This is a genomic window from Bradyrhizobium sp. HKCCYLS20291, assembly GCF_051167715.1.
Classification (GTDB): Bacteria; Pseudomonadota; Alphaproteobacteria; order Rhizobiales; family Xanthobacteraceae; genus Bradyrhizobium.
Genome location: NZ_JBNPTO010000001.1, coordinates 688,735 through 708,723, shown reverse-complemented (window position 1 = coordinate 708,723; position 19,989 = coordinate 688,735). Strand labels below are relative to the sequence as shown.

Annotated in this window: 17 protein-coding genes; 8 read left to right on the top strand and 9 right to left on the bottom strand. The window is 66.2% G+C overall.

Features of this window, described 5'->3' with window-relative positions; translation table 11 throughout:
- Positions 1 to 55 precede the first annotated feature (55 nt).
- Both ACQR07_RS03345 and ACQR07_RS03340 read right to left on the bottom strand, forming a co-directional pair.
- Positions 56 to 961, bottom strand: a complete 906-nt coding sequence (locus ACQR07_RS03345; RefSeq protein WP_434900911.1) for a hypothetical protein — start codon at positions 959 to 961, stop codon at positions 56 to 58.
- Between the two features lie 172 nt (positions 962 to 1,133).
- Positions 1,134 to 2,594, bottom strand: a complete 1,461-nt coding sequence (locus tag ACQR07_RS03340; RefSeq protein ID WP_434900910.1) for a GH1 family beta-glucosidase — start codon at positions 2,592 to 2,594, stop codon at positions 1,134 to 1,136.
- 182 nt (positions 2,595 to 2,776) lie between these two features.
- Between ACQR07_RS03340 and nthA the strand changes: the two genes are divergently transcribed.
- The 4 genes from nthA to ACQR07_RS03320 all read left to right on the top strand — a co-directional run bounded on the left by nthA (position 2,777) and on the right by ACQR07_RS03320 (position 5,424).
- Positions 2,777 to 3,421 carry a nitrile hydratase subunit alpha gene (nthA, locus tag ACQR07_RS03335; protein ID WP_434900909.1) on the top strand — a complete coding sequence of 215 codons (645 nt, stop codon included), beginning with the start codon at positions 2,777 to 2,779 and terminating at the stop codon, positions 3,419 to 3,421.
- Positions 3,421 to 4,080, top strand: coding sequence for a nitrile hydratase subunit beta (gene nthB, locus ACQR07_RS03330; protein WP_434900908.1), 660 nt, complete (start codon positions 3,421 to 3,423; stop codon positions 4,078 to 4,080). Before nthA ends, nthB begins: the two co-directional genes overlap by 1 nt.
- Positions 4,077 to 4,466 carry a nitrile hydratase accessory protein gene (locus ACQR07_RS03325; RefSeq protein WP_434900907.1) on the top strand — a complete coding sequence of 130 codons (390 nt, stop codon included), beginning with the start codon at positions 4,077 to 4,079 and terminating at the stop codon, positions 4,464 to 4,466. The genes nthB and ACQR07_RS03325 overlap by 4 nt, the downstream gene beginning before the upstream one ends.
- A 172-nt stretch (positions 4,467 to 4,638) precedes the next feature.
- Entirely contained in the window at positions 4,639 to 5,424 is a 786-nt protein-coding gene (locus ACQR07_RS03320) for a hypothetical protein (RefSeq protein ID WP_434900906.1), read from the top strand.
- 64 nt (positions 5,425 to 5,488) lie between these two features.
- Here ACQR07_RS03320 and queC read toward each other — a convergent pair whose 3' ends face one another.
- Positions 5,489 to 6,208 (bottom strand): 7-cyano-7-deazaguanine synthase QueC, encoded by a 720-nt coding sequence (gene queC / locus ACQR07_RS03315; RefSeq protein WP_434900905.1) that lies wholly within the window; start codon positions 6,206 to 6,208, stop codon positions 5,489 to 5,491.
- A 125-nt stretch (positions 6,209 to 6,333) separates the two neighbouring features.
- Between queC and mazG the strand changes: the two genes are divergently transcribed.
- Complete coding sequence (gene mazG, locus ACQR07_RS03310; protein WP_434900904.1) at positions 6,334 to 7,152, top strand: nucleoside triphosphate pyrophosphohydrolase; 819 nt, start codon at positions 6,334 to 6,336, stop codon at positions 7,150 to 7,152.
- A gap of 22 nt (positions 7,153 to 7,174) precedes the next feature.
- Here the strand turns inward: mazG and ACQR07_RS03305 are convergent, their stop codons facing one another.
- Entirely contained in the window at positions 7,175 to 8,077 is a 903-nt protein-coding gene (locus ACQR07_RS03305; RefSeq protein WP_434900903.1) for a LysR family transcriptional regulator, read from the bottom strand.
- Positions 8,078 to 8,204: 127 nt separating this feature from the next.
- Between ACQR07_RS03305 and ACQR07_RS03300 the strand changes: the two genes are divergently transcribed.
- The 3 genes from ACQR07_RS03300 to ACQR07_RS03290 are packed head-to-tail and all read left to right on the top strand — an operon-like array spanning position 8,205 to position 13,037.
- On the top strand, positions 8,205 to 9,578 hold the full coding sequence (locus ACQR07_RS03300; RefSeq protein WP_434900902.1) for an MFS transporter: 1,374 nt from the start codon (positions 8,205 to 8,207) through the stop codon (positions 9,576 to 9,578).
- Between the two features lie 24 nt (positions 9,579 to 9,602).
- Positions 9,603 to 11,288, top strand: a complete 1,686-nt coding sequence (locus ACQR07_RS03295) for an FAD-dependent oxidoreductase (protein ID WP_434900901.1) — start codon at positions 9,603 to 9,605, stop codon at positions 11,286 to 11,288.
- A 15-nt stretch (positions 11,289 to 11,303) separates the two neighbouring features.
- The gene (locus tag ACQR07_RS03290; protein WP_434900900.1) at positions 11,304 to 13,037 is read left to right on the top strand and encodes a thiamine pyrophosphate-requiring protein; all 1,734 of its coding nucleotides are present in this window, start codon (positions 11,304 to 11,306) and stop codon (positions 13,035 to 13,037) included.
- A 254-nt stretch (positions 13,038 to 13,291) separates the two neighbouring features.
- On the opposite strand, the gene hflX is transcribed toward ACQR07_RS03290, so the two are convergent.
- From hflX to ACQR07_RS03265, 5 genes are all read right to left on the bottom strand, one after another.
- Positions 13,292 to 14,668, bottom strand: coding sequence for a GTPase HflX (gene hflX / locus ACQR07_RS03285; RefSeq protein ID WP_434900899.1), 1,377 nt, complete (start codon positions 14,666 to 14,668; stop codon positions 13,292 to 13,294).
- A 27-nt stretch (positions 14,669 to 14,695) separates the two neighbouring features.
- Positions 14,696 to 14,944, bottom strand: a complete 249-nt coding sequence (gene hfq, locus ACQR07_RS03280; protein ID WP_006613906.1) for an RNA chaperone Hfq — start codon at positions 14,942 to 14,944, stop codon at positions 14,696 to 14,698.
- Positions 14,945 to 15,215: 271 nt separating this feature from the next.
- Complete coding sequence (locus ACQR07_RS03275) at positions 15,216 to 16,586, bottom strand: sigma-54-dependent transcriptional regulator (RefSeq protein ID WP_434900898.1); 1,371 nt, start codon at positions 16,584 to 16,586, stop codon at positions 15,216 to 15,218.
- 18 nt (positions 16,587 to 16,604) lie between these two features.
- Positions 16,605 to 18,959: an ATP-binding protein gene (locus ACQR07_RS03270; RefSeq protein WP_434900897.1), complete on the bottom strand. Its 2,355-nt coding sequence runs from the start codon at positions 18,957 to 18,959 to the stop codon at positions 16,605 to 16,607.
- Positions 18,960 to 19,188: 229 nt separating this feature from the next.
- Entirely contained in the window at positions 19,189 to 19,908 is a 720-nt protein-coding gene (locus tag ACQR07_RS03265; protein WP_434900896.1) for an IclR family transcriptional regulator, read from the bottom strand.
- Positions 19,909 to 19,989: the final 81 nt, after the last annotated feature.

Sequence of the window (19,989 nt, the reverse complement as noted above, 5' to 3'; positions counted from 1 at the left end):
ATCGATCAGCAGCGGAAGCATTTGACGGCCGGGCTCACCGCCCGGCGCGTTTTGCTTATGAGCAGGTGTGAACGCGACCGTCATAGCCGCGATAGGTGCCCTTCCCGGCGTCGTAGGTGCGGAAGCTTTTGCAGATGTTGCCTGCCGCAGGCTTGGTCCCGCTCCGACGCGTGACGCGCGGCTTGCGCTTGGCGGTCCTATCGTCGTCATGAGCATGAGCTGGATGCGCCTGGCCCTGATGGGCGGATTTGGCGGAACCGCGCGCCGCGTCCTGCTTGACTGCCGGCGTGTTGGGCACGGCGGCAGGCTCGGCGACCGCAGCCGGCTGCACGGCTGTCTTGGTCTCTGTGGGGACTGTCGTCGGCTTGATCTCCGCGGCGGCAGGCTTGTCGGCAGGCGCGGCGGCGGGCTTGGCCTCCACAGGCTTCTCTTCGATCTTCTCCGCCACCGCGTCCTTTGCAGCAACGGGCGCAGCAACCGCCGGCTCGGCCGGCTTGGTTTCGGTTGCCGCAGGTGTCTCGACCGCCTGCGCTGCGGGCGTTGGAGCAGGCTTGGTCTCGGCCGTGGCCTCGCTCTTGGCTTCGGCTTTCGGCTCTTCCTTCGGTTCGTCCGGTTTACTGTCTGCAGCGGTTGCCGCCGCCTTCTCTGCGGCTGCCGGCGTCTCCGGCGCCTGCGGCTTCGCTTCCGCGTCGACCGGCTTGGCCTGCTCCGCTGCAGCGGTCGGGAGAGCCGTCGGTTCGGCTGGCTTGTCGGCCGCGGTCTTTTCCGGCTCGGCTGCCGGCTTGTTGGCGCTGTCAGCGATAGGCTCTGCCGGCTTGGTTTCAGTGGCAGACTGCTCGGCAGCCGGCTTGGCCGGATCGCTCGCGGAGCTCTGCGCCAAGGCGCCAGCGCTCGCGAGGGCGCAGAACAGCATGCCGGCGCACAGCGCGGCGACGGGCGGGCGAACAATGGACATGGGCATGCGGGAGGTCTCGATGGAGGAAGCCTGAAAGCGGGTCTACGTCATATCCCGCCGGCTTGCTCCATCAAAACTGTCTGCAGGCAAAAAAGTCGCACGCGATGTGCTTTCTCCATCGTGATTTTGCAATCGCCGCGTGAGAGCCCGCGCTTGAACAATCGATGCCGGCAGCGATTCACGCACTGGCCGCGTTTCGCGTGATGACGTCGCGATAGTAGGACGCGCTCAGCTTCGGCGTGCGCAGCTGGGTGTCGAAATCGACGTGATACACGCCGAAGCGCTGCTTGTAGCCGAACACCCACTCAAAATTGTCCAGCAGGCTCCACAGGAAGTAGCCCTTGACCGGCACACCTTCGGAGGTCGCACGCTGCAGCTGCGCGAGATAGTTGCGCAGATACATCACGCGATCGACGTCGTGAACCTTGCCGTCGGCGGTGACCTTGTCTTCTGCTGATGTGCCATTCTCGGTGATGTAGATGGTCTTCAGGTTCCAGATCTTGGCTGCGAGCTTCGGCACCCAATAGGCGGTCTCCGGCCCGACCAGCAGCCATGGCGAGCTCATGTGCGGAAACGACGCCGGCATCGGCAGCACGTCGAATCCGGACGGGCGCTCCGACGCCACCACGTAGGCCTGTGGCGCGTAGATGTTGAGGCCGACGAAATCGACCGGCGCCGAGATCGTCTTCAACTCGTCGGCCGTGAATGTCGGCGCATCCTTGCCCGACCAGGCCAGGAAGCCGTCGGTGTAGCGGCCCTCGAGGATGACGTTGAGGAAGCCCGCATTCAGCTCGCGCATCGCGATCTCCGCGGCACGGATGTTCTCCGCCGTGTCGATCGCCGGCAGGCAGGCGGTGATGTTCTCGGCCATGCCGACGCGGGTGCCTGCCCGTCCACTGGCGCGGATCGCCTGCACCGCAAGACCATGCGCGAGCGCCACGTGATGGCGCGCCTGGTTGACCTCCTGTTGCGGCAGCTTCAGTCCGGGCGCATCGATGCCGAGCCCATAGCCGAACGGGACGAAGCGGCCGCATTCGTTGATGGTGAAGATGGTCTTCGCCCGGTCGCTCAGATGTTGCGCGACGTAGCCGGCATAATGCGCGAAGGCTCTCGCCGTCTCCGCCGAGCGCCAACCGCCGACGCGGTCCTGCAGGGCCTGCGGCAGGTCCCAGTGATAGAGCGTGGCATAGGGCTCGATGCCTTGTGCCAGGAGCTCGTCGACGAGACGATTGTAGAAGTCGAGCCCCTTCGGATTTGGCGTCAGCCCGCCGTCGGGAAACAGCCGCGGCCAGGCGATCGAAAAGCGGTAGGCGCGGCAGCCGAGCTCCTTGATCAGCCGCACATCCTCCTTGTAGCGGTGGTAGTGATCGCAGGCGACATCGCCGGTGCTGCCGTCTTCGATGCTTCCCTTCAGACGCGTGAACACATCCCAGATCGATGGGCCACGGCCGTCTGCCGTTGCTGCGCCCTCGATCTGGTAGGACGAGGTGGCCGTGCCCCAGACGAAATCGTTGGGGAAACGGCGCCCCACATCATCCCTCATGGCGGCCTCCTCCGCTTGCGCAGGCGCATTGGCGGCCCCCAGGGCAGCCAGTCCGGCCAGCTTCGCAAGATCACGGCGGGAGACGTCGGTCGGCATTGATGAACCTCAAAGCTCTGGTCGTTTCGCCCCCCTGCCCGGCAGGTGGCCCGATTAGGAACCACATCCGGGCGCCAATTTGAACCGCTGGAAAACGAGACCTGCGTCCGACATTCAAACGGGAGCCATTGCTGCGCTGCCACCGCTCGACAGCGGTGGCGGATTACGCCTATGGTTGAGCTATGATTGATCACCCGCACGACCATCATCACGATCACTCGGAATTGTCCGAGACCGAGCTGCGCGTCCGCGCGCTCGAAAGCATCCTCACCGAGAAGGGGTATATCGACCCCGCGGCGCTCGATGTGCTGATCGAAACCTATGAGACCAAGGTCGGGCCTCGCAACGGCGCCCGGGTCGTCGCGCGTGCCTGGACCGATCCGGCCTTCCGGACGCGGCTGTTGGCCGATGCGACGCCGGCGATCGGCGAGCTCGGCTATGCCGGCCGGCAGGGCGAGCACATCGTCGCGGTCGAGAATACGCCGGAGCTGCACAACATGGTCGTGTGCACGCTGTGCTCCTGCTATCCGTGGCCCGTGCTCGGCCTGCCGCCGGTCTGGTACAAGTCGGCGCCCTATCGCGCCAAGGCGGTGAAGGATCCGCGCGGCGTGCTGCAGGATTTCGGCTTCGCACTTGCGCCGACGACCAAGATCCGGGTTTGGGATTCGACTGCGGAGATCCGCTATTTCGTGCTGCCGATGCGGCCCGAGGGCACCGAGGGCTGGAACGAGGATCAGCTCGCCGACCTGGTGACGCGCGACAGCATGATCGGCACCGGCCTGCCGAAGCGCCCCGGCGAGCTGCAGGGCTCCGAGGTGCAACGCTGATGGATGGCGCACATGACATGGGCGGCGCGCCCGGCTTTGGCCCGGTGCGCCCCGAAACCGACGAGCCGGTGTTCCACGCGGCGTGGGAGCGCCGCGCGCTGGCGATCACTCTGGCCATGGCCCTGCCGGGCGGCTGGAACATCGACATGTCGCGCTTTGCGCGCGAGAACCGTCCACCGGACGACTATCTCGGCATGAATTACTATCAGATCTGGATGGCCGGTCTCGAACGGCTGATGCAGGACCGTCACCTGGTCGAAGCCGATGAGCTTGCCGCCGGCAAGACGCTGCATCCGCCGAAGCCCGTCGCGAAGATCCTGACGGCCGACGAGGTCGCGGCCGTGCTGCGCCGGGGCGGTCCCACAGAACGCGCGGCAAGCGCGCCGGCACTGTTCGCCGTCGGCGATCGCGTTCGCGCCAAGGCGATGCATCCTCCGACGCATACGCGGCTGCCGCGCTATGTGCGCGGCCATGTCGGCCGCATCGACGCCATCAGGGGCGCGCATGTGTTTCCGGACAGCAACGCCCATGGCAAGGGCGAAGACCCGCAATGGCTCTACACGGTGTCGTTCAACGGCGCCGAGTTGTGGGCCGATGCGCCGGATCCACTGCTGGAGGTCACGGTCGACGCCTTCGAGCCGTATCTGGAGCGCGCATGACCGCCGTCGATCGCCACGCCGCGCTGGCGGCGACGCGCGCCCTCCCCGGCATTCCCGTCGATGCGGATGGACCGGTGTTTCGCGAGCCGTGGGAGGCGCACGCCTTCGCCATGGCGGTGACGCTGCACGCCCGCGGGCTCTTCACTTGGCCCGAATGGGCGGCCGCGCTCGCCGAGGAGATTTTGCGCGCGCAGGCGGCGGGCGATGCGGATTGCGGCGACACCTACTATCGGCACTGGCTCGCCACGCTGGAGCGGCTGGTGGCCGAGAAGGGCTTGACCACGTCCGCCACCCTCGCCCGCTACCGCGACGCCTGGGATCATGCCGCCGACCGCACCCCGCACGGCAAGCCGATCGAGCTGTGCCCCGACGATTTCGTCGGCTGAGTGCCCCGCCGTATCGTTAAGCGCCGGTGACCGGCTTGCAGCGCATTTGACGCGCCCGCCTTAACGGTGAGGTATGCATGATGCGAAGAGCCGTGTTTGTTCGAAATTGAACATTCATCAGTGTGTCCGTAGCGTCGCGCATCTTCCGAGATGAAGTTGAAGGGACGTCGAAATGCCCGGGCTTGAATCTTTTGCTTCGATCGTCGACACGCTCGCCGCCGCGCGTCGCGACTATCACGAGAAGCTGAAGTCGATTCCGCAATACGAGGCCTACCTGCTGATCGAGAGTTCGACCGAGAAGGCGGCTGGAGCTCTGCACGGCACCGAAGCCAGCTCGTCGTCGATCGCCGCCGATGTGATCGACTCGCTGCAATATGCGCGCACCCGGTTCGAGCAGCACATGGCCTCGATCCCGGAGTATCGCGTGCTCACCGCGATCGACAAGGTGATCAAGGAGATCTCGCAGCATCTCGGTCTCGCGAAGGATGATGCCGCTCCGCAGACCGCCATCGTCGCGCATCATGAAGCACCTGAGCCGGTCGCGGCCGATGGCGCTGAGCCGGTAGCAGCGGCAGAAACGGATTCCACAGAGACCGCCGCCGAGCCGGCCGAACCCGAGAGCGACGACGAGCCCGCAGAGGCCGAGGTCGCGGAGGAGACGGCCGAGCCGGTGCAAGCCGAGGCGCCGACGCTGCGCATCGTGGAAGCGCCGGCGCAATCGCCGTCGATCGTCCCCGCCGGTCACGACGCCGATGCGGCGCACGATGACGACATCGTGGTGCTCAACGCGCCGGCCTGGGACAAGAGCGGCGCCGACGCCAGCCACGACATCACCGCGCGTCTCGCCGCAAAGGCGGCCTCCGCTGCGATCGCAGACACCGATGAGGGGCACGACACTGCGGACCACGATCTCGTGGTCGTCAGCCAGCGCGAGCCGTCGGATCACGAGGCGGCCTGATCTTCGAGCGAGCACGCAACAGACAGCATGCCATCTGGCGGGGCCCTCGGGGCCCCGTTTCGATTCAGGACTGTCCACCGACCGCGATGTATTCGTGCCACCCCTTGGCACGCAGCTCACACGCGGGACACTGACCGCAGCCATGCCCCCAGTCGTGGCGGGCGCCGCGCTCACCCAGATAGCAGGTGTGCGACTGGTCGCGGATGAGATCGACCAGGCCCCTGCCGCCGAGATCATGGGCCAGCTGCCAGGTCGCCGCCTTCGATAGCCACATCAGCGGCGTGTGCAGCTCGAAGCCGCGCGCCATGCCGAGGCTGAGCGCCGTCTGCAGCGCCCTGATGGTCTCGTCGCGACAATCCGGGTAGCCGGAATAATCCGTCTCGCACATTCCGCCGACGATGTGGCGGATGCCGCGGCGATAGGCCAGCGCCGCCGCGAAGGTCAGGAACACCAGGTTGCGGCCAGGCACGAAGGTGTTGGGCAGGCCGTCGGCGCCCATCTCGATGGCGACGTCGCGCGTCAGCGCGGTCTCGGAGATGGCAGCCAGCGTCGGAATGTCGAGCGTATGGCCCTCGCCGAGCTTGTCGGCCCACTCCGGGCGCAGCTGCATGATGCCGTCGAGCAAACGCGCCCGGCAGTCGAGCTCGATCGCGTGGCGCTGGCCGTAGGCGAAGCCGAGCGTCTCCACGCGCTGGAAGCGGTCGAGCGCCCAGGCCAGGCAGGTCGTCGAATCCTGCCCGCCGGAGAACAGCACGAGAGCGGTCATATCCTGCGTGTCGGTCATGCCATCCGCTTAGCACCATCGTTCCACATGGCCAACCGGCGGCGTCGCGGCATTCCGTTTTCGCTGGGAGCCGCCGGCCGCTTGAGGCATACAGGAGCCGAAATCAAGCTGCCTCAGGACCTGCAATGACCCCTTCTCGCGACATCTCACGCCTGATCGAGATCATGGCGGCGTTGCGCACGCCGGTGACCGGCTGTCCGTGGGACGTCGAGCAGACGTTTCAGACCATCGCGCCCTACACCATCGAGGAAGCCTATGAGGTTGCGGACGCGATCATGCGCGAGGATCTCGACGATCTGCGCGAGGAGCTCGGTGATCTCCTGCTGCAGGTGGTCTATCACGCCCGCATCGCCGAGGAGCAAGGCGCCTTCGCGTTCGCTGACGTGGTCGAAGGCATCACCAGGAAGATGATCCGCCGTCATCCGCACGTCTTTCCGGACAAGGACGGCAACGTCACCAAACCCACCAAAGGCACCTGGGATCGCATCAAGGCCGAGGAGAAGGCCGAGCGCGCCGCGCGACGGCCGCCCGAGGAGCCCACCAACCGGCCGTCGCTGCTGTCGGGGATCAAGGCCGGACAGCCGGCCCTGGTGCGCGCCATGGAGCTGCAGAAGAAGGCGGCGACCGTCGGCTTCGACTGGAACGATCCGCGCGCCGTGCTGCAGAAGATCCGCGAGGAGGCCGACGAGATCGAAGCGGCGCTCGACAAGAAGGATGCGACCGAGCTCAGCGCCGAGACCGGCGACCTGCTGTTCGCCCTCGTCAACCTCGCCCGCCACGCCGAGGTCGATCCCGAGACCGCCCTGCGCGGCACCAACGCCAAGTTCGAACGCCGGTTCGCCTATATCGAACGGGCCCTCACCGCGCAGGGCCGCACGCTGGAGGAAGCCTCGCTCGACGAGATGGACGAGCTGTGGAACGAGGCGAAGGGGCTGGAGAAGTAACTCGGCGTTTCCTCCGCCGCCGTCAGCGGCGTCCGGGCGACAGAACCGCCTTCGCGATCTCGACGAAGCGCTGCGCGGCGGGCGACAGGCCGAAATCGGCGCGGCTCAGCAGCGACACGTGCCGGTAGATCGTCGGCTGCGACAGCGGGACGGCGGCAAGCGTCGGGAATTGCGCCTTCGGCAGCATGTGTCCGGGCAGGATGCTGAGGCCGGCCCCTTCGGCGGTGAGCGACAGCGCGGTCGTGATCAAATTCACCTCGATGGCGGGATTCAACGTGCGCCCCGACTGCGCCAGCGCCTCGTCGATCTGACGCCGAATGCGGGTGCCATGGCGCATCGTGATCAGGTTCGATCTCATGATGCCGTCCCAGGTGAGACGGCGCTGCTTGTCGAACCGGCCATCCTTGATGCCGATGGCCGAGAGCGGACTCTGCATCAGCGTCTCGATCTTGAACTCCGGGATGCCGTCATTCTCCACGCTGCCGAGGCCGAACTCCGCCTCCCCTGTCATCACGACCTCGAGAAGCTCGTCGGGTGCGACGTCGCGCAGATCGATGCGCACGTCGGGATGCTGCGATCGGAACACCGCGAACACGCGTGGCAACAGCGCCGACGCAAAGCCGGCTGAGACGGCGATGGAAATCTGGCCGGCTTTGATCTCGGCGAGGTCGCGCATCCGCTGCGACAGTCCTTGCGCACCGGCGAGGATGCGTTCCGCAGCCGCGATCGCCTCCCGGCACGCGGCGGTCGGATGCAGGGCGCGCGTCGTCCGTTCGAACAGCCTGAGCTGAAAGTTCTCCTCGATCTGCCGGATCAGCAGGCTGATCGCCGATTGCGTGACGCGCAGCTCCGCGGCTGCCTTGGTGATGCTGCCGAGCCGATACACCAGCACCAGCGCCTCCAATTGTCGCAACGTCGGAGACATAAGCTTTCCTCATGAATGAATGAGAATTTTGTGGCTAATCGAAAGAGTTTGATCATGCAACATATTTGCAAGTAGCCGGGGGCGCGGACCGACCGGCCTTGCAACGACAAGCACCGGGGAGGGACATTTGACGCAAGCGATCAATCTCGGCCGTTACGTCGACGAGCGGCCGCTATCGGCGTTTCAGATCCGGGTCATCTGCCTGTGTGCGCTGGTGGTCGGCCTGGACGGCTTCGATGCCCAGGCGCTCGGCTTCGTCGCGCCCGCGCTGAGCAAGGACCTGCACCTCGCGCCGGGCGCGCTCGGGCCGGTGTTCGGCGCCTCCCTGTTCGGGGTGATGATCGGCTCGCTGGTGTTCGGAGCGCTGGCCGACTATCTCGGCCGCAAATGGCTGGTGGTCGCCGGCGTGCTGGTGTTTGCGCTGGGATCGCTGGTGACCACCCAGGCCACCAGCGTGTCCGACCTCGTCATCATCCGCTTCGCGACCGGTCTCGGCCTCGGCGGCGTGCTGCCCAACACCATCGCCCTCACCGGCGAATACGCGCCGCAGCGTCGCCGGACGCTGCTCATCATGCTGATGTTCATGACCGTGTCGCTTGGCTCCGCGATCGGCGGAGCGGTCGCGGCCAAGCTCATCACCGCCTATGGCTGGCAGGTCATCTTCCTGATCGGCGGCGTTCTGCCGCTCATCCTGTGTCCGGTCCTCGTCATCTGGCTGCCGGAATCGCTTTCGCTGCTGGCGCTCGATCCGCGCAAGAGCGACCGCGTTCGCGCGCTGCTGACGCGGATCGATCCTTCGGCCCAGCTCCCCGCCGATGCGCGCTTCACGGTCGTCGAGGAGAGCGGCAAGGGCTTCCTGCTGCCGCAGCTGTTCACCAACCGGCGCCTGCTGCCGACGCTGCTGCTGTGGGTGATGTTCTTCATGAACATGATGGACATCTACTTCCTCAACAGCTGGCTGCCGACGCTCACCCACGGAGTCGGTCTCGACGTCCAGGCGGCGATCGCGGTCGGCATCGCGTTCCAGATCGGCGGCATGCTCGGCACGATCGGGCTCGGCCTGCTGATCGAACGGTTCGGCTTCGATCGCGTCCTGTTCACGACCTACGTCGCCGGCTTCCTCTCGATCATCACCATCGGCATGGCCGGCGCATCGCTGCCGATCCTGGTGCCGGCGGTGTTCATCGCGGGCGTTGCCGTGATCGGCGGGCAGATCGGATGCAACGCCTATGCGGCGCGGATCTATCCGACCTACATCCGCGGCACCGGCATCGGCTGGGCGCTCGGCATCGGCCGCTTCGGCTCGATCCTCGGCGTCACGCTCGGCGGCCTGATGCTCGCGGCGCAATGGAACGTTTCCTCGCTGTTCCAGGCGAGCGCGCTGCCGCAGCTGTTCTCCGCCCTGGTGATCCTGGGACTCGCTTTGCTCGCCATGCGCGGCAACCTGCCGACCTCCGAAGAGCCGCGCCCGGCTGCCCTCTCCGCGCCCGAGCGCGCTTAAGCGTCGATCGACAAGAGAACCGACATGAAGACGATTCACACCCAGGTGCTCATCGTGGGCGCCGGCCCGGTCGGGCTGACTGCCGCCATGGACCTTGCCTCGCGCGGCATCGACGTTGTCGTCGCGGAGATCAGGCGCGCCGGCGAGCCGCCGAACGTGAAGTGCAACCACGTCTCGGCGCGTTCCATGGAAGTCTTTCGCCGCCTCGGCATCGTTAGCGACGTGCGTGAGGGCGGCCTGCCCGCGGATTTTCCCAACGACTGCGCCTATCGGACTGCGGTCGTCGGCCGCGAGCTGACGCGTATTCCAATCCCATCCCGCCGCGACCGCTACACCGCCACCGGAGGGCCGGACACCAATTGGCCGACGCCGGAGCCGCCGCATCGCATCAACCAGATCTATCTGGAGCCGATCCTGTTCGACTGCGCCAGATCACAGCGGCGCGTGACGATCCTCAACCGCATCCAGGTCGAGGCGTTCGAGCAGGACGACAACGGCGTGATCGCGCGGGCGCGCGACCTCGACGCCGACCAGGAGATCACCATCGCCGCCGAATATCTGATCGGCTGCGATGGCGGCCGTTCCACCGTGCGGCGGCTGATCGGATCGCGGCTTGGCGGAACCGACGTGGTGCAGCGGGTGCAGTCCACCTACATCCACGCGCCTGCGCTGAAGGACCTGATCCAGCAGAAGCCGGCATGGATGACGATGTCGCTCAATCCGCGCCGCTGCGGCACGACAGTCGCGATCGATGGCCGCGACAATTGGCTGATCCACAACCACCTTGCGGCTTCCGAGGTCGAGTTCGACAGCGTCGATCGCGATTGGGCGCTGCGCACCATCCTCGGCGTCGACGATCGCTTCACCTACGAGATCCTCAGCAAGGAGGATTGGATCGGCCGTCGCCTGGTGGCCGATCGCTTCCGGGATCGCCGCGCCTTCATCTGCGGCGATGCCGCGCATCTGTGGATTCCCTATGCGGGCTACGGCATGAACGCCGGCATCGCCGATGCGGTCGACCTGTGCTGGATGCTCGCCGGCGTCATCGCAGGATGGGCCGCCCCTGCCCTGCTCGACGCCTATGAAGCGGAGCGCCAGCCGATCACCGAGCAGGTCTCGCACTTCGCGATGAACCATGCGCTTGCCGTGATGAGCCAGCGCCGCTCCGTGCCTGCCGAGGTGGAGTTCGATGGTCCCGAAGGCGATGCGGCCCGCAGCAGGGTCGGCAAGGCCGCCTACGACCTCAACGTGCAGCAATATTGCTGCGCCGGCCTGAACTTCGGCTACTACTACGACCAGTCCCCGGTGATCTCCTACGATGGCGAGACGCCGCCGCCCTACGGCATGGGCCATTTCACTGCGTCGACTGTGCCCGGCGCCCGCGCGCCGCATGTCTGGCTGTCCGACGGACGCTCGCTTCTCGACGCGCTCGGCTCGGCCTATACGCTGCTGCGGTTCGATCCGGCCATCGATGTCGCGCCGCTGGTGGAGACCGCGGCCCGGCACGGTGTTCCCTTGACGCTGGTGGACGTCGAACCGGGCACGGCCGGCTATCGCTTTGCGGAACGTCTGCTCGTGGTGCGGCCCGACACGCACATCGCGTGGCGCGGCATGGTCGCACCGCGCGACCCGGGCAAACTGTTCGAGCGGCTGCGAGGCATGGCCACGCACCCGGAGACCGTGCGCCGCGACGCCTCCGTCGTTGCCTGATCCGCGTTGCCGCCCATGGCCAGCCACAGCACCGCGCACTACTTTCTCGAGGCGCTCGTCGACCTCCAGGTCGAATATATCTTCGCCAATCTCGGCACCGATCATGTGTCGCTGATCGAGGAGATTGCGCGCTGGGACAGCGAGGGGCGTGCGCACCCCGAGGTGATCTTGTGCCCGCATGAAGTCGTAGCGGTGCACATGGCCGCTGGCTATGCCAGCGCGACCGGCCGCGGCCAGGCCGTGCTCGTCCATGTGGATGCCGGCACGGCGAACGCGGCAATGGCCATTCAGAACGCGTTCCGCTACCGGCTGCCGGTTCTGCTGATCGCGGGCAAGGCTCCGTTCGCGCTGCACGGCGAGCTGCCGGGCGGACGCGACACCTACGTGCACTTCGTGCAGGACAGTTTCGATCAGGCCAGCGTCGTGCGCCCCTACGTCAAATGGGACTACACGCTGCCGTCGGGCGTGGTCGTCAAGGAAGCACTGGCCCGCGCGGCCGCGTTCATGCACAGCGATCCGCCCGGTCCCGTCTACATGATGCTGCCGCGCGAAACCCTCGCCGAGACCTGGGATGAGACTGCGATGCCGGCCTACCTGCCCGCGCGCTATGGCAGCGTGAAAGCAGGCGGCATCGACCCGCCGCGGGCGCAGGCGGTGGCAGATGCGCTGATGGCAGCGGACAATCCGATCGCATTGACGGCCTATCTCGGACGCAACCCCGAAGCCGTGTCGCTGCTCGAACGATTGGCGGTCGTCTGCGGCATCCGGGTCGCCGAGTTCATTCCCGTCACGATGAACATCTGCCACGACTCGCCCTGTTTCGCCGGGTCAGATCCGGCGGCAGTCATCGCAGGCGCCGACCTCGGACTGCTGATCGACATCGACGTTCCGTTCATTCCACAGATGCTGAAAGACGCCAATCGGCTGCGCTGGATCCAGATCGACGTCGATGCGTTGAAAGCCGACATCCCGATGTGGGGGTTCGCGACCGACCTGCGCATTCAGGGTGATTCAGCGGTCATTCTTCGCCAGGTGCTGGAGATCGTCGTCGCCCGCGCCGATGTGTCCTACCAGAGGAAGGTGCTTGGCCGGATCGCGAGCTGGCAGCCTGCACGCGAGGCTGCGGCGGCGAAGCGGGCGGCTGCGGCCGCACACAAGGGCAGCATCGGCGCGATCAACCCGGCCTTCCTGTTCGCACGGCTGCAGGCGCAGTTGTCGGAGCACGACATCGTGCTCAACGAGGCCGTCCGCAATGCGCCGGTCCTGCAACAGCAGCTACGCCGAACCCGGCCGGGGACTTATGTGGGCCTGGCCGGCGGCGGTCTCGGCTTCAGCGGCGGCATGGCGCTCGGGCTCAAGCTGGCCCATCCCGCGCGTCGCGTGGTGCAGATCACAGGTGACGGCGCCTACCATTTCGCTGCCCCCGATTCCGTCTACGCGGTGGCGCAGCAGTATCGGCTGCCGATCTTCACCGTGATCCTCGACAATCACGGCTGGCAGGCGGTGAAGGCATCGGTGCAGCGCGTCTATCCGGACGGAGCTGCGCAGCGCTCGGACGCGTTCCTGTCCAGGCTCCGCACCGGACGTCAAGGCGAGCAGCGCCGCCTCGCCGACGTCGCCTGCGCGTTCGGCGCCCATGGCGAGCGCGTCGACGATCCCGACGCGCTCGATGAGGCGATCGAACGCTGCCTCGCGGCTGTCGACGCCGGCCGGTCGGCGGTGCTGCACGTCGACATCACGCCGCTGTAGCGCTGCGCATCAGACGAAACTTCTCCAGAGCGCGTTTCCTTGAAACGGAGATCGCTTCCGGGCTGAGCTTTCGCCTTCCCCACGGCTGTCATGCTCCGCGAAGGCGGAGCATCCAGTACTCTGCAGCAGACGATATTGAACCGAGGTGTTTCGGCGTACTGGATCGTCCGCCTTCGCGGACGATGACGGCTGGGCCTACATGATCTGCCAGGACTCGGAAACTAAGGTCTGATCGATCGCCAGGGATGCGCCGCTCACGCCACCCTGGGCACGCCGTGATAGCGCTCGACGACGATGTCGCGCTTCGTCGCATCGACGCGCACCGTCATGTCGTAATGGCCCTCATGCAGCTCCTTGCTCAGCACCTCGGCGTTGCGGTGCAGCCAGGAGATGCCGGCGCCGTCGGCGGCGTCGATGGTGAGGTCGAGCGTCGTGCGCGCGGCGGCGAGCCGGTCCTCGATCGCCTGCAGCAGCGCTTCGACCCCCTCGCCGGTCTCGGCGGAGACCAGCAGGCATGGCCGCTCCGGCGGCCGACGCGCGGCGATGTTGACGAGGTTTTCGCGCGCCGCTTCGTCCAGCCGATCGATCTTGTTCCAGATCTCGATGATGCTGTCGGTGGCTTCGGGATCGATGCCGAGCTGGCTGAGCACCAGCTCGACGTCGTGCTGTTGCGCCTCGGCGTCCTCGTGCGACATGTCGCGGACGTGCAGGATCACGTCGGCTTCCAGCACCTCCTCGAGCGTGGCGCGGAACGCGGCGACCAGTTGCGTCGGCAGGTTCGAGATGAAGCCCACGGTGTCCGACAGCATCGCCTTGCCGCCATGAGGCAGGCTGATCGCGCGCAAGGTCGGATCGAGCGTCGCAAACAGCATGTCGGCGGCCTGGACGTCGGCGCGGGTCAGCCGATTGAACAGCGTCGACTTGCCGGCATTGGTGTAGCCGACCAGCGCGACGACGCGATACGGCACGCGCTGGCGCCCGGCGCGATGCAGCCGCCGCGTCGCCTGGACCTTCTTCAGCTCGGTTTCGAGGCGGGTGATGCGATCGCCGATCAGCCGGCGGTCAGCCTCGATCTGCGTCTCTCCCGGGCCGCCCATGAAGCCGAAGCCGCCGCGCTGGCGCTCGAGATGCGTCCAGGAGCGCACCAGACGGCTGCGCTGGTAGTTGAGATGCGCGAGCTCGACCTGCAGCGCGCCTTCCTTGGTCTTGGCGCGCCGGCCGAAGATTTCCAGAATCAGCCCGGTGCGATCGAGCACCTTGGTGCTCCACGCCTTCTCGAGGTTGCGCTGCTGGATCGGCGACAGCGCACAATCCATCACCACGAGCTCGGCGCCTTGCGCGGCGATCACGCCCGCGATCTCGTCGACCTTGCCCTTGCCGAGATAGGTCGCCGGACGGATCTGCGCGATCGGCGCGAGTATAGAATCCGTCACGGTGAGATCGATGGCGCGCGCGAGGCCGGCGGCCTCGTCGATCCGCGCCTCGAAATCACGCATGTCGGATTGGCCGGGCTGCGCGTCGTCACCGCGGCGCGCCCGCAGATACGGGCCGACCACGATGACCAGGCCCGTTGTCTTGACGTCATCCGGCCTCTGAAGGCCGGGTGCCCCTTCGCGATTGCGGGGTTCCAATCAGGTCACTCTCACGTCAGGTCACTCTCACGCAGACGCGTCCTCGCCGCCCTCGAACAGCTGGATCGGGGCGCCCGGCATGATGGTGGAGATCGCATGCTTGTAGACGAGCTGCGAGTGACCGTCGCGCCGGAGCAGCAGGCAGAAATTGTCGAACCAGGTGACAATCCCCTGCAGCTTCACGCCATTGACCAGAAAAATCGTGAGCGGCGTCTTGGTTTTGCGGACGTGGTTGAGAAAGGTGTCTTGGAGGTTTTGTGCGCGGTCTGCCGCCATCGTTGTTATCTCGCAGTCTTGTGCTTTTTCTTATTGGACCCACGGCCATCCGATTCCAGCTTTCGGAACTGCCACGGTTGCCCATGATCCATTGAGATCCCCCTCGAGGGATCATGGGACGCCGGATTAGAAGACAGGCGAGCATATTAGGCAAGCCGATTACGGGGAAGCCGGTTCCAAAACAGCCGGATTCGTCCGTAAAACTTCGGGGCGAGACGAATTTTCCAATGTAAATTCGTCCAGGTCGGCAAAGTTGGCCGAGTTGGGGCGCTCAGCCGACCCCGAGTGCCTTCAGCTTGCGATGCAGGGCCGACCGCTCCATGCCCACGAACTCGGCCGTGCGCGAGATGTTGCCCGAAAAGCGGCTGATCTGGGCGATCAGATAGTCACGCTCGAACACCTCGCGCGCCTCACGCAGCGGCAGGCCCATGATGTGCTCGCCATTGTTGCTGGTCGGCATCGCCGGCACCATCGAGCCGACGTCCGGCGGCAGCATGTCGGCGGTGATGATCACCTCTGGACCACCTGCCGCGAGAATCATCACGCGCTCGACGTTGTTGCGCAGTTGGCGGACGTTACCCGGCCAGACATGCGACTGCAGCACGGCCATCGCGTCCTGGCCGATCTGCCGCTTCGGCAGGCCGGTGGTGACCGAAATCTGGTCCATGAAGTAGTCGATGAGCTCGGGAATGTCCTCGCGCCGTTCCGACAGCGGTGGAACCCGAATCGGAACCACCGAAAGGCGGTGATAGAGATCCTCGCGGAACCGGCCCGCGGCAATCTCCTCTTCCAGGTTTCGCGCGGTCGACGAGATGATGCGCACGTCGACGTGCACCTTGGTGGTGCCGCCCGAGCGCTGGAACGTCTGGTCGACCAGAACGCGCAGGATCTTGTTCTGCGTCTCGCGCGGCATGTCGGCGATCTCGTCGACGAACAGCGTGCCGCCATGGGCCTCTTCGAGCGCACCGGTCTTGCGCGACTGCTCGCCGTTGGACTGCTCGATGCCGAACAGCTCCTCCTCCATCCGCTCCGGCGTGATGGCCGCGGCGTTGATGACGACGAACGGTCCCTCGGCGCGCGGCGACTGGGTGTGCAGCGTGCGCGCCGCGAGCTCCTTGCCCGAGCCGGGAGGTCCGACGATCAGGATGCGGCTGTTGGCCTTGGCAGCGCGCTCGATGGTCTGGCGCAACTGGTTCATCGACGGCGAGCGGCCGGTCATGGTGCTCGCGGTCGGCGCCAGCTGCTTCAGCTCGCGCACCTCGCGCTTGAGGCGCGAGTTCTCCAGCGCGCGTGTCGCCACCAGGATGAGGCGGTCGGACTTGAACGGCTTCTCGATGAAGTCATAGGCGCCGCGCTTGATCGCGGCGACGGCGGTTTCGATATTGCCGTGGCCGGAGATCATCACGACCGGCAGATCAGGATGATCCTTCTTGATCTGCTCCAGCAGTTGCAGGCCGTCGAGCTTGGAGCCCTGCAGCCAGATGTCGAGGAACACGAGGTTGGGGCGGCGATTCGTAATCTCCGCAAGCGCCGAATCGCTGTCGCGAGCGGTTCGCGTCGTGAAGCCCTCGTCATCCAGGATGCCGGCTACCAGCTCCCGGATATCGGCTTCATCGTCGACAATCAGAATATCACTCGCCATGGGGTCACGCCTGTCTCGTCAGCTGCCTGTTGCGGCTTGGATTTTTGGTTCGTCATTGGTCGTTTCAACCGGGCCCGCGGTTTCCCCCGCGGACTCATTTGTTGCCGTTGCGCCGGACGCCGCGGCGCCCGGCTGCGGCTGGTCCTTGCTCTTGGCGGCCTGGCCCGACACGGCGAAACGCAGCCGCATCCAGGCGCCGCGCTGACCGGCGCGGAAGTCGGAGGCGTCCTTCAGCTCGAGCTTGCCGCCATGATCCTCGAGCACGCGCCCGACGATCGCGAGCCCGAGCCCGGTGCCCTTCGCGCGCGTCGTGACGTAGGGCTCGAGCAGCCGCTGCCGCGCCACCTTGGGCAGGCCGATGCCGTTGTCGATCACGTCGATCAGCACGTCGTCGCCCTCGCGCGCGGCAACGACATCGATGCGGCCCTTGCCGAGCTCCTCCTCCGGCACCACCTCGATCGCCTCGGTCGCGTTCTTGATGATGTTGGTCAGCGCCTGCGAGATCAGCCGGCGGTCGAACTGCGCGCGCAACGGGTCCTGCTTGATGTCGGTCTCGATGTCGATCTCGGGATGCGCGACCTTCATCAGGAACACGGCCTGGCGCACCGCGTCGGCAACGTCCTCGCCTTCCATTACGGGCTTCGGCATCCGCGCGAAACGCGAGAACTCGTCGACCATTCGCCTGATGTCATCAACCTGCCGCACGATCGTGTCGGTACACTGCTCAAATACAGCCTTGTCCTCGGTGATGACCTTGCCGAATTTGCGGCGAATCCGCTCGGCGGACAGCTGAATCGGCGTCAGCGGATTCTTGATCTCGTGCGCGATGCGGCGCGCGACGTCGCCCCAGGCCGAGGTGCGCTGCGCTGATACCAGCTCGGTGATGTCGTCGAGCGTGATGATGTAGCTGTCGCGCGCCTGATTGGTCTGCTCGGCGGTGACGCGCACAGAGAGGTTGCGCTCGTGTCCGTCGCGCTGGATCGTGATCTGTCCCTGGACCAGCCGCTGCTTGCCTTCGCGCGCCGTCTTCATCATGTCGTCGAGCTCGGGCAGCACATCGGTCAGCGGATGATCGAGCACCTCCTGCTCCGAATGTCCGATCAGCTTTTCGGCCGAGCGGTTGAGGATGCCGACGCTGCCGGAGGCATCGACGCCGATGATGCCGGCGGAGGCCGACGACAGCACCGCCTCGATGAAGCGCCGCCGGCTGTCGATCAGGTCGCTGGCGCTGACCAGCTCGTCGCGCTGCGTGCGCAGCTCCTGCGTCATCTTGTTGAAGGTCTGGCCGAGCTGGGCGAGATCGCCTTCCGAGCGGTGCACGGGAACCTGGACGTTGAGGTCGCCGGTCGAGATCACGTTGGCGGCGTTCATGAGCTGGCGGATCGGAGCCACCAGCCAGTTGGCGAAGTTCAACCCGATCAGCACCGAAGCCATCAGGATGGTCAGCGCGATCACCGCGAACATCAGCGCGAAGGCGACCTGGATGCCGAAGCGCCGCGCCTCGACCTGGGCATATTCGGCGACCGACAGCTCGGTCTGCTTGAGCTGGTCGACGACCTGCGGATCGAGCGGACGCGCGACGTAGAGGAAGGTGTCGTTGAAGGCGCGTAGCCGGATCACGGCGGCAACGTAGTTCGACTCCGGCAGGACCGCGATCTCCGGTTCCTGCTCGCCGACATTGTTGAGGAAATCCGGCGCCGGCGGCGAATAGGCCAGCTGGACGCCGCCGGTCTCGGCCCACACGATCGGATTGGTGTTCTTGTCGATGATCATCGCGCCCGGCAGGTTGCGCGAGGCGGCGCTGGCGGTCAGCAGTTCGCGGAAGCTGGCGCGATCCTGATCGAACAGCGGCCGGGTCCGCGCGATGTCGTTGGCCATGCCGAGAATGTCGCCGCGGATGAACTGCGCATGCTCCTGCATGTAGGCGCGCGCGATGGTCAGCGAATTCTGGATCGCGACCTTGGCGGGCCCCGAGAACAGCCGGTCGAGGCCGCGGTCGATGGTGACGTTGGCGACCACCGCGACCAGCACCGCCGGCAGCACCGCGATCACCGAGAACAGGCTGACGATCTGCACGTGCAGCCGCGCGGCCGCCCGGCCGCGGCGCCGCGCCTGTACGACCTGCCAGACCTCGCGGATGATGATGCCGACCAGGATCAGGATCGTGCCGGCGTCGATCAGGTAGAAGGTCTTGACGACCTCCGTAGTCGGCTCGATCGGGCTCAAGCCGACCAGCACGATGAAGGTCAGGAAGCCCGACGACAGCGCGACGGCCACCGCCACCGGCGCAAGCCAGGTACGCCATGTCCAGCGCCGCCCGTCAGCGGGCGGGGCATCCAAAGGGGTGGCCGAGGTGGTCTCTGCGCTGGTCATTCCGGCAAGGCTGTGATGATGAAAGCGGCAGTCCGGAAGAATCGGACTGATGCATTCCTACCACGCTGTTGCCAAATTGCGACAAATCAACGGCGCAGAACCGCGTCGCTGATTTGTCTACAATATTTCTCATCTGGGGCAGCGATTTGCTGCCGGAAAACGGCATTCCGGGCAGCGAAACCGGTCTTCCCGGGCTCAGCCCGGCGATGCCGCGCGTGAGCGGCGGTGTCTATCCACCGCACGCCGTGCTCAGGTCGATGCCAGCGGTCCTGAGCTCCAGGCGGATCTCCTCGGCGCGCGCAGGGGTCAGCCGGGTGACCGGACCGGACAACGCGAGAGCGCCGAGCAGCGCACCGCCCGGCCCGAACACCGGCGTGGCCAGCGCCGCAGAATGAGGATCCGTGACGCCGCTGGTGAAGAGTGGCGTATCGATCGCCGCCGTGGCACGTCCCCGATCGAAGTGCCGCAGCACCTGGGCGATGGCCGACTTGTCCATCGGGCGCAGGTCACCGGGCTGGACGTGCATCCGGATCTGATTCGCGCTTTCGACGCGAAACAGGCAAAGGCGCTGCTCGCCCCGACGGGTGTAGAAGGACGCGGTCTCGCCGGTCGAACGCGCCAGCTTTTCCAGCACGGGCGTGACGTGATCGGCAAGACCGAAAGCATGCTGGTAGCAGGCCGCAAGCCGCATCACCTCGGCATCGAGCCGGTAGCCGCCGCCATCGACCCGCCTGATCAGGCCGTAGCTTTCCAATGACAGCGCCACGCGCATCACGGTGGTCTTGATCAGCCCGGTCCGCCTGGTCAGCTCGGCAAGGCTCACCTCGCCGTCACCGCGTTGAAACGCCGTCAAGACGCTCAGCGCGCGGTCGACGGCCGAGACGCCCTTCAGGCCCGGCGGCGCCGCGGGCTTCACGGTCTTCTTGGATTTGCTGGATGTCTTCGCCACGTCCTGCTTCCCGAGCCGACCGCCGATCGGGCGGCCGCTTTCAGCACGGGTATACACAGCGTCGCAGCGAAGTTCACGCCA

Excerpts from the sequence above, each read along its gene's own strand:
- ACQR07_RS03275 (WP_434900898.1), bottom strand. The coding sequence starts at position 16,586 with ATGGCGAGTGATATTCTGATTGTCGACGATGAAGCCGATATCCGGGAG.
- mazG (WP_434900904.1), top strand. The coding sequence starts at position 6,334 with ATGACCCCTTCTCGCGACATCTCACGCCTGATCGAGATCATGGCGGCG.
- ACQR07_RS03340 (WP_434900910.1), bottom strand. The coding sequence starts at position 2,594 with ATGCCGACCGACGTCTCCCGCCGTGATCTTGCGAAGCTGGCCGGACTG.
- ACQR07_RS03320 (WP_434900906.1), top strand. The coding sequence starts at position 4,639 with ATGCCCGGGCTTGAATCTTTTGCTTCGATCGTCGACACGCTCGCCGCC.
- nthA (WP_434900909.1), top strand. The coding sequence starts at position 2,777 with ATGATTGATCACCCGCACGACCATCATCACGATCACTCGGAATTGTCC.
- hfq (WP_006613906.1), bottom strand. The coding sequence starts at position 14,944 with ATGGCGGCAGACCGCGCACAAAACCTCCAAGACACCTTTCTCAACCAC.
- ACQR07_RS03290 (WP_434900900.1), top strand. The coding sequence starts at position 11,304 with ATGGCCAGCCACAGCACCGCGCACTACTTTCTCGAGGCGCTCGTCGAC.
- queC (WP_434900905.1), bottom strand. The coding sequence starts at position 6,208 with ATGACCGACACGCAGGATATGACCGCTCTCGTGCTGTTCTCCGGCGGG.
- nthB (WP_434900908.1), top strand. The coding sequence starts at position 3,421 with ATGGATGGCGCACATGACATGGGCGGCGCGCCCGGCTTTGGCCCGGTG.
- ACQR07_RS03345 (WP_434900911.1), bottom strand. The coding sequence starts at position 961 with ATGCCCATGTCCATTGTTCGCCCGCCCGTCGCCGCGCTGTGCGCCGGC.
- ACQR07_RS03270 (WP_434900897.1), bottom strand. The coding sequence starts at position 18,959 with ATGACCAGCGCAGAGACCACCTCGGCCACCCCTTTGGATGCCCCGCCC.
- ACQR07_RS03295 (WP_434900901.1), top strand. The coding sequence starts at position 9,603 with ATGAAGACGATTCACACCCAGGTGCTCATCGTGGGCGCCGGCCCGGTC.
- ACQR07_RS03325 (WP_434900907.1), top strand. The coding sequence starts at position 4,077 with ATGACCGCCGTCGATCGCCACGCCGCGCTGGCGGCGACGCGCGCCCTC.
- ACQR07_RS03305 (WP_434900903.1), bottom strand. The coding sequence starts at position 8,077 with ATGTCTCCGACGTTGCGACAATTGGAGGCGCTGGTGCTGGTGTATCGG.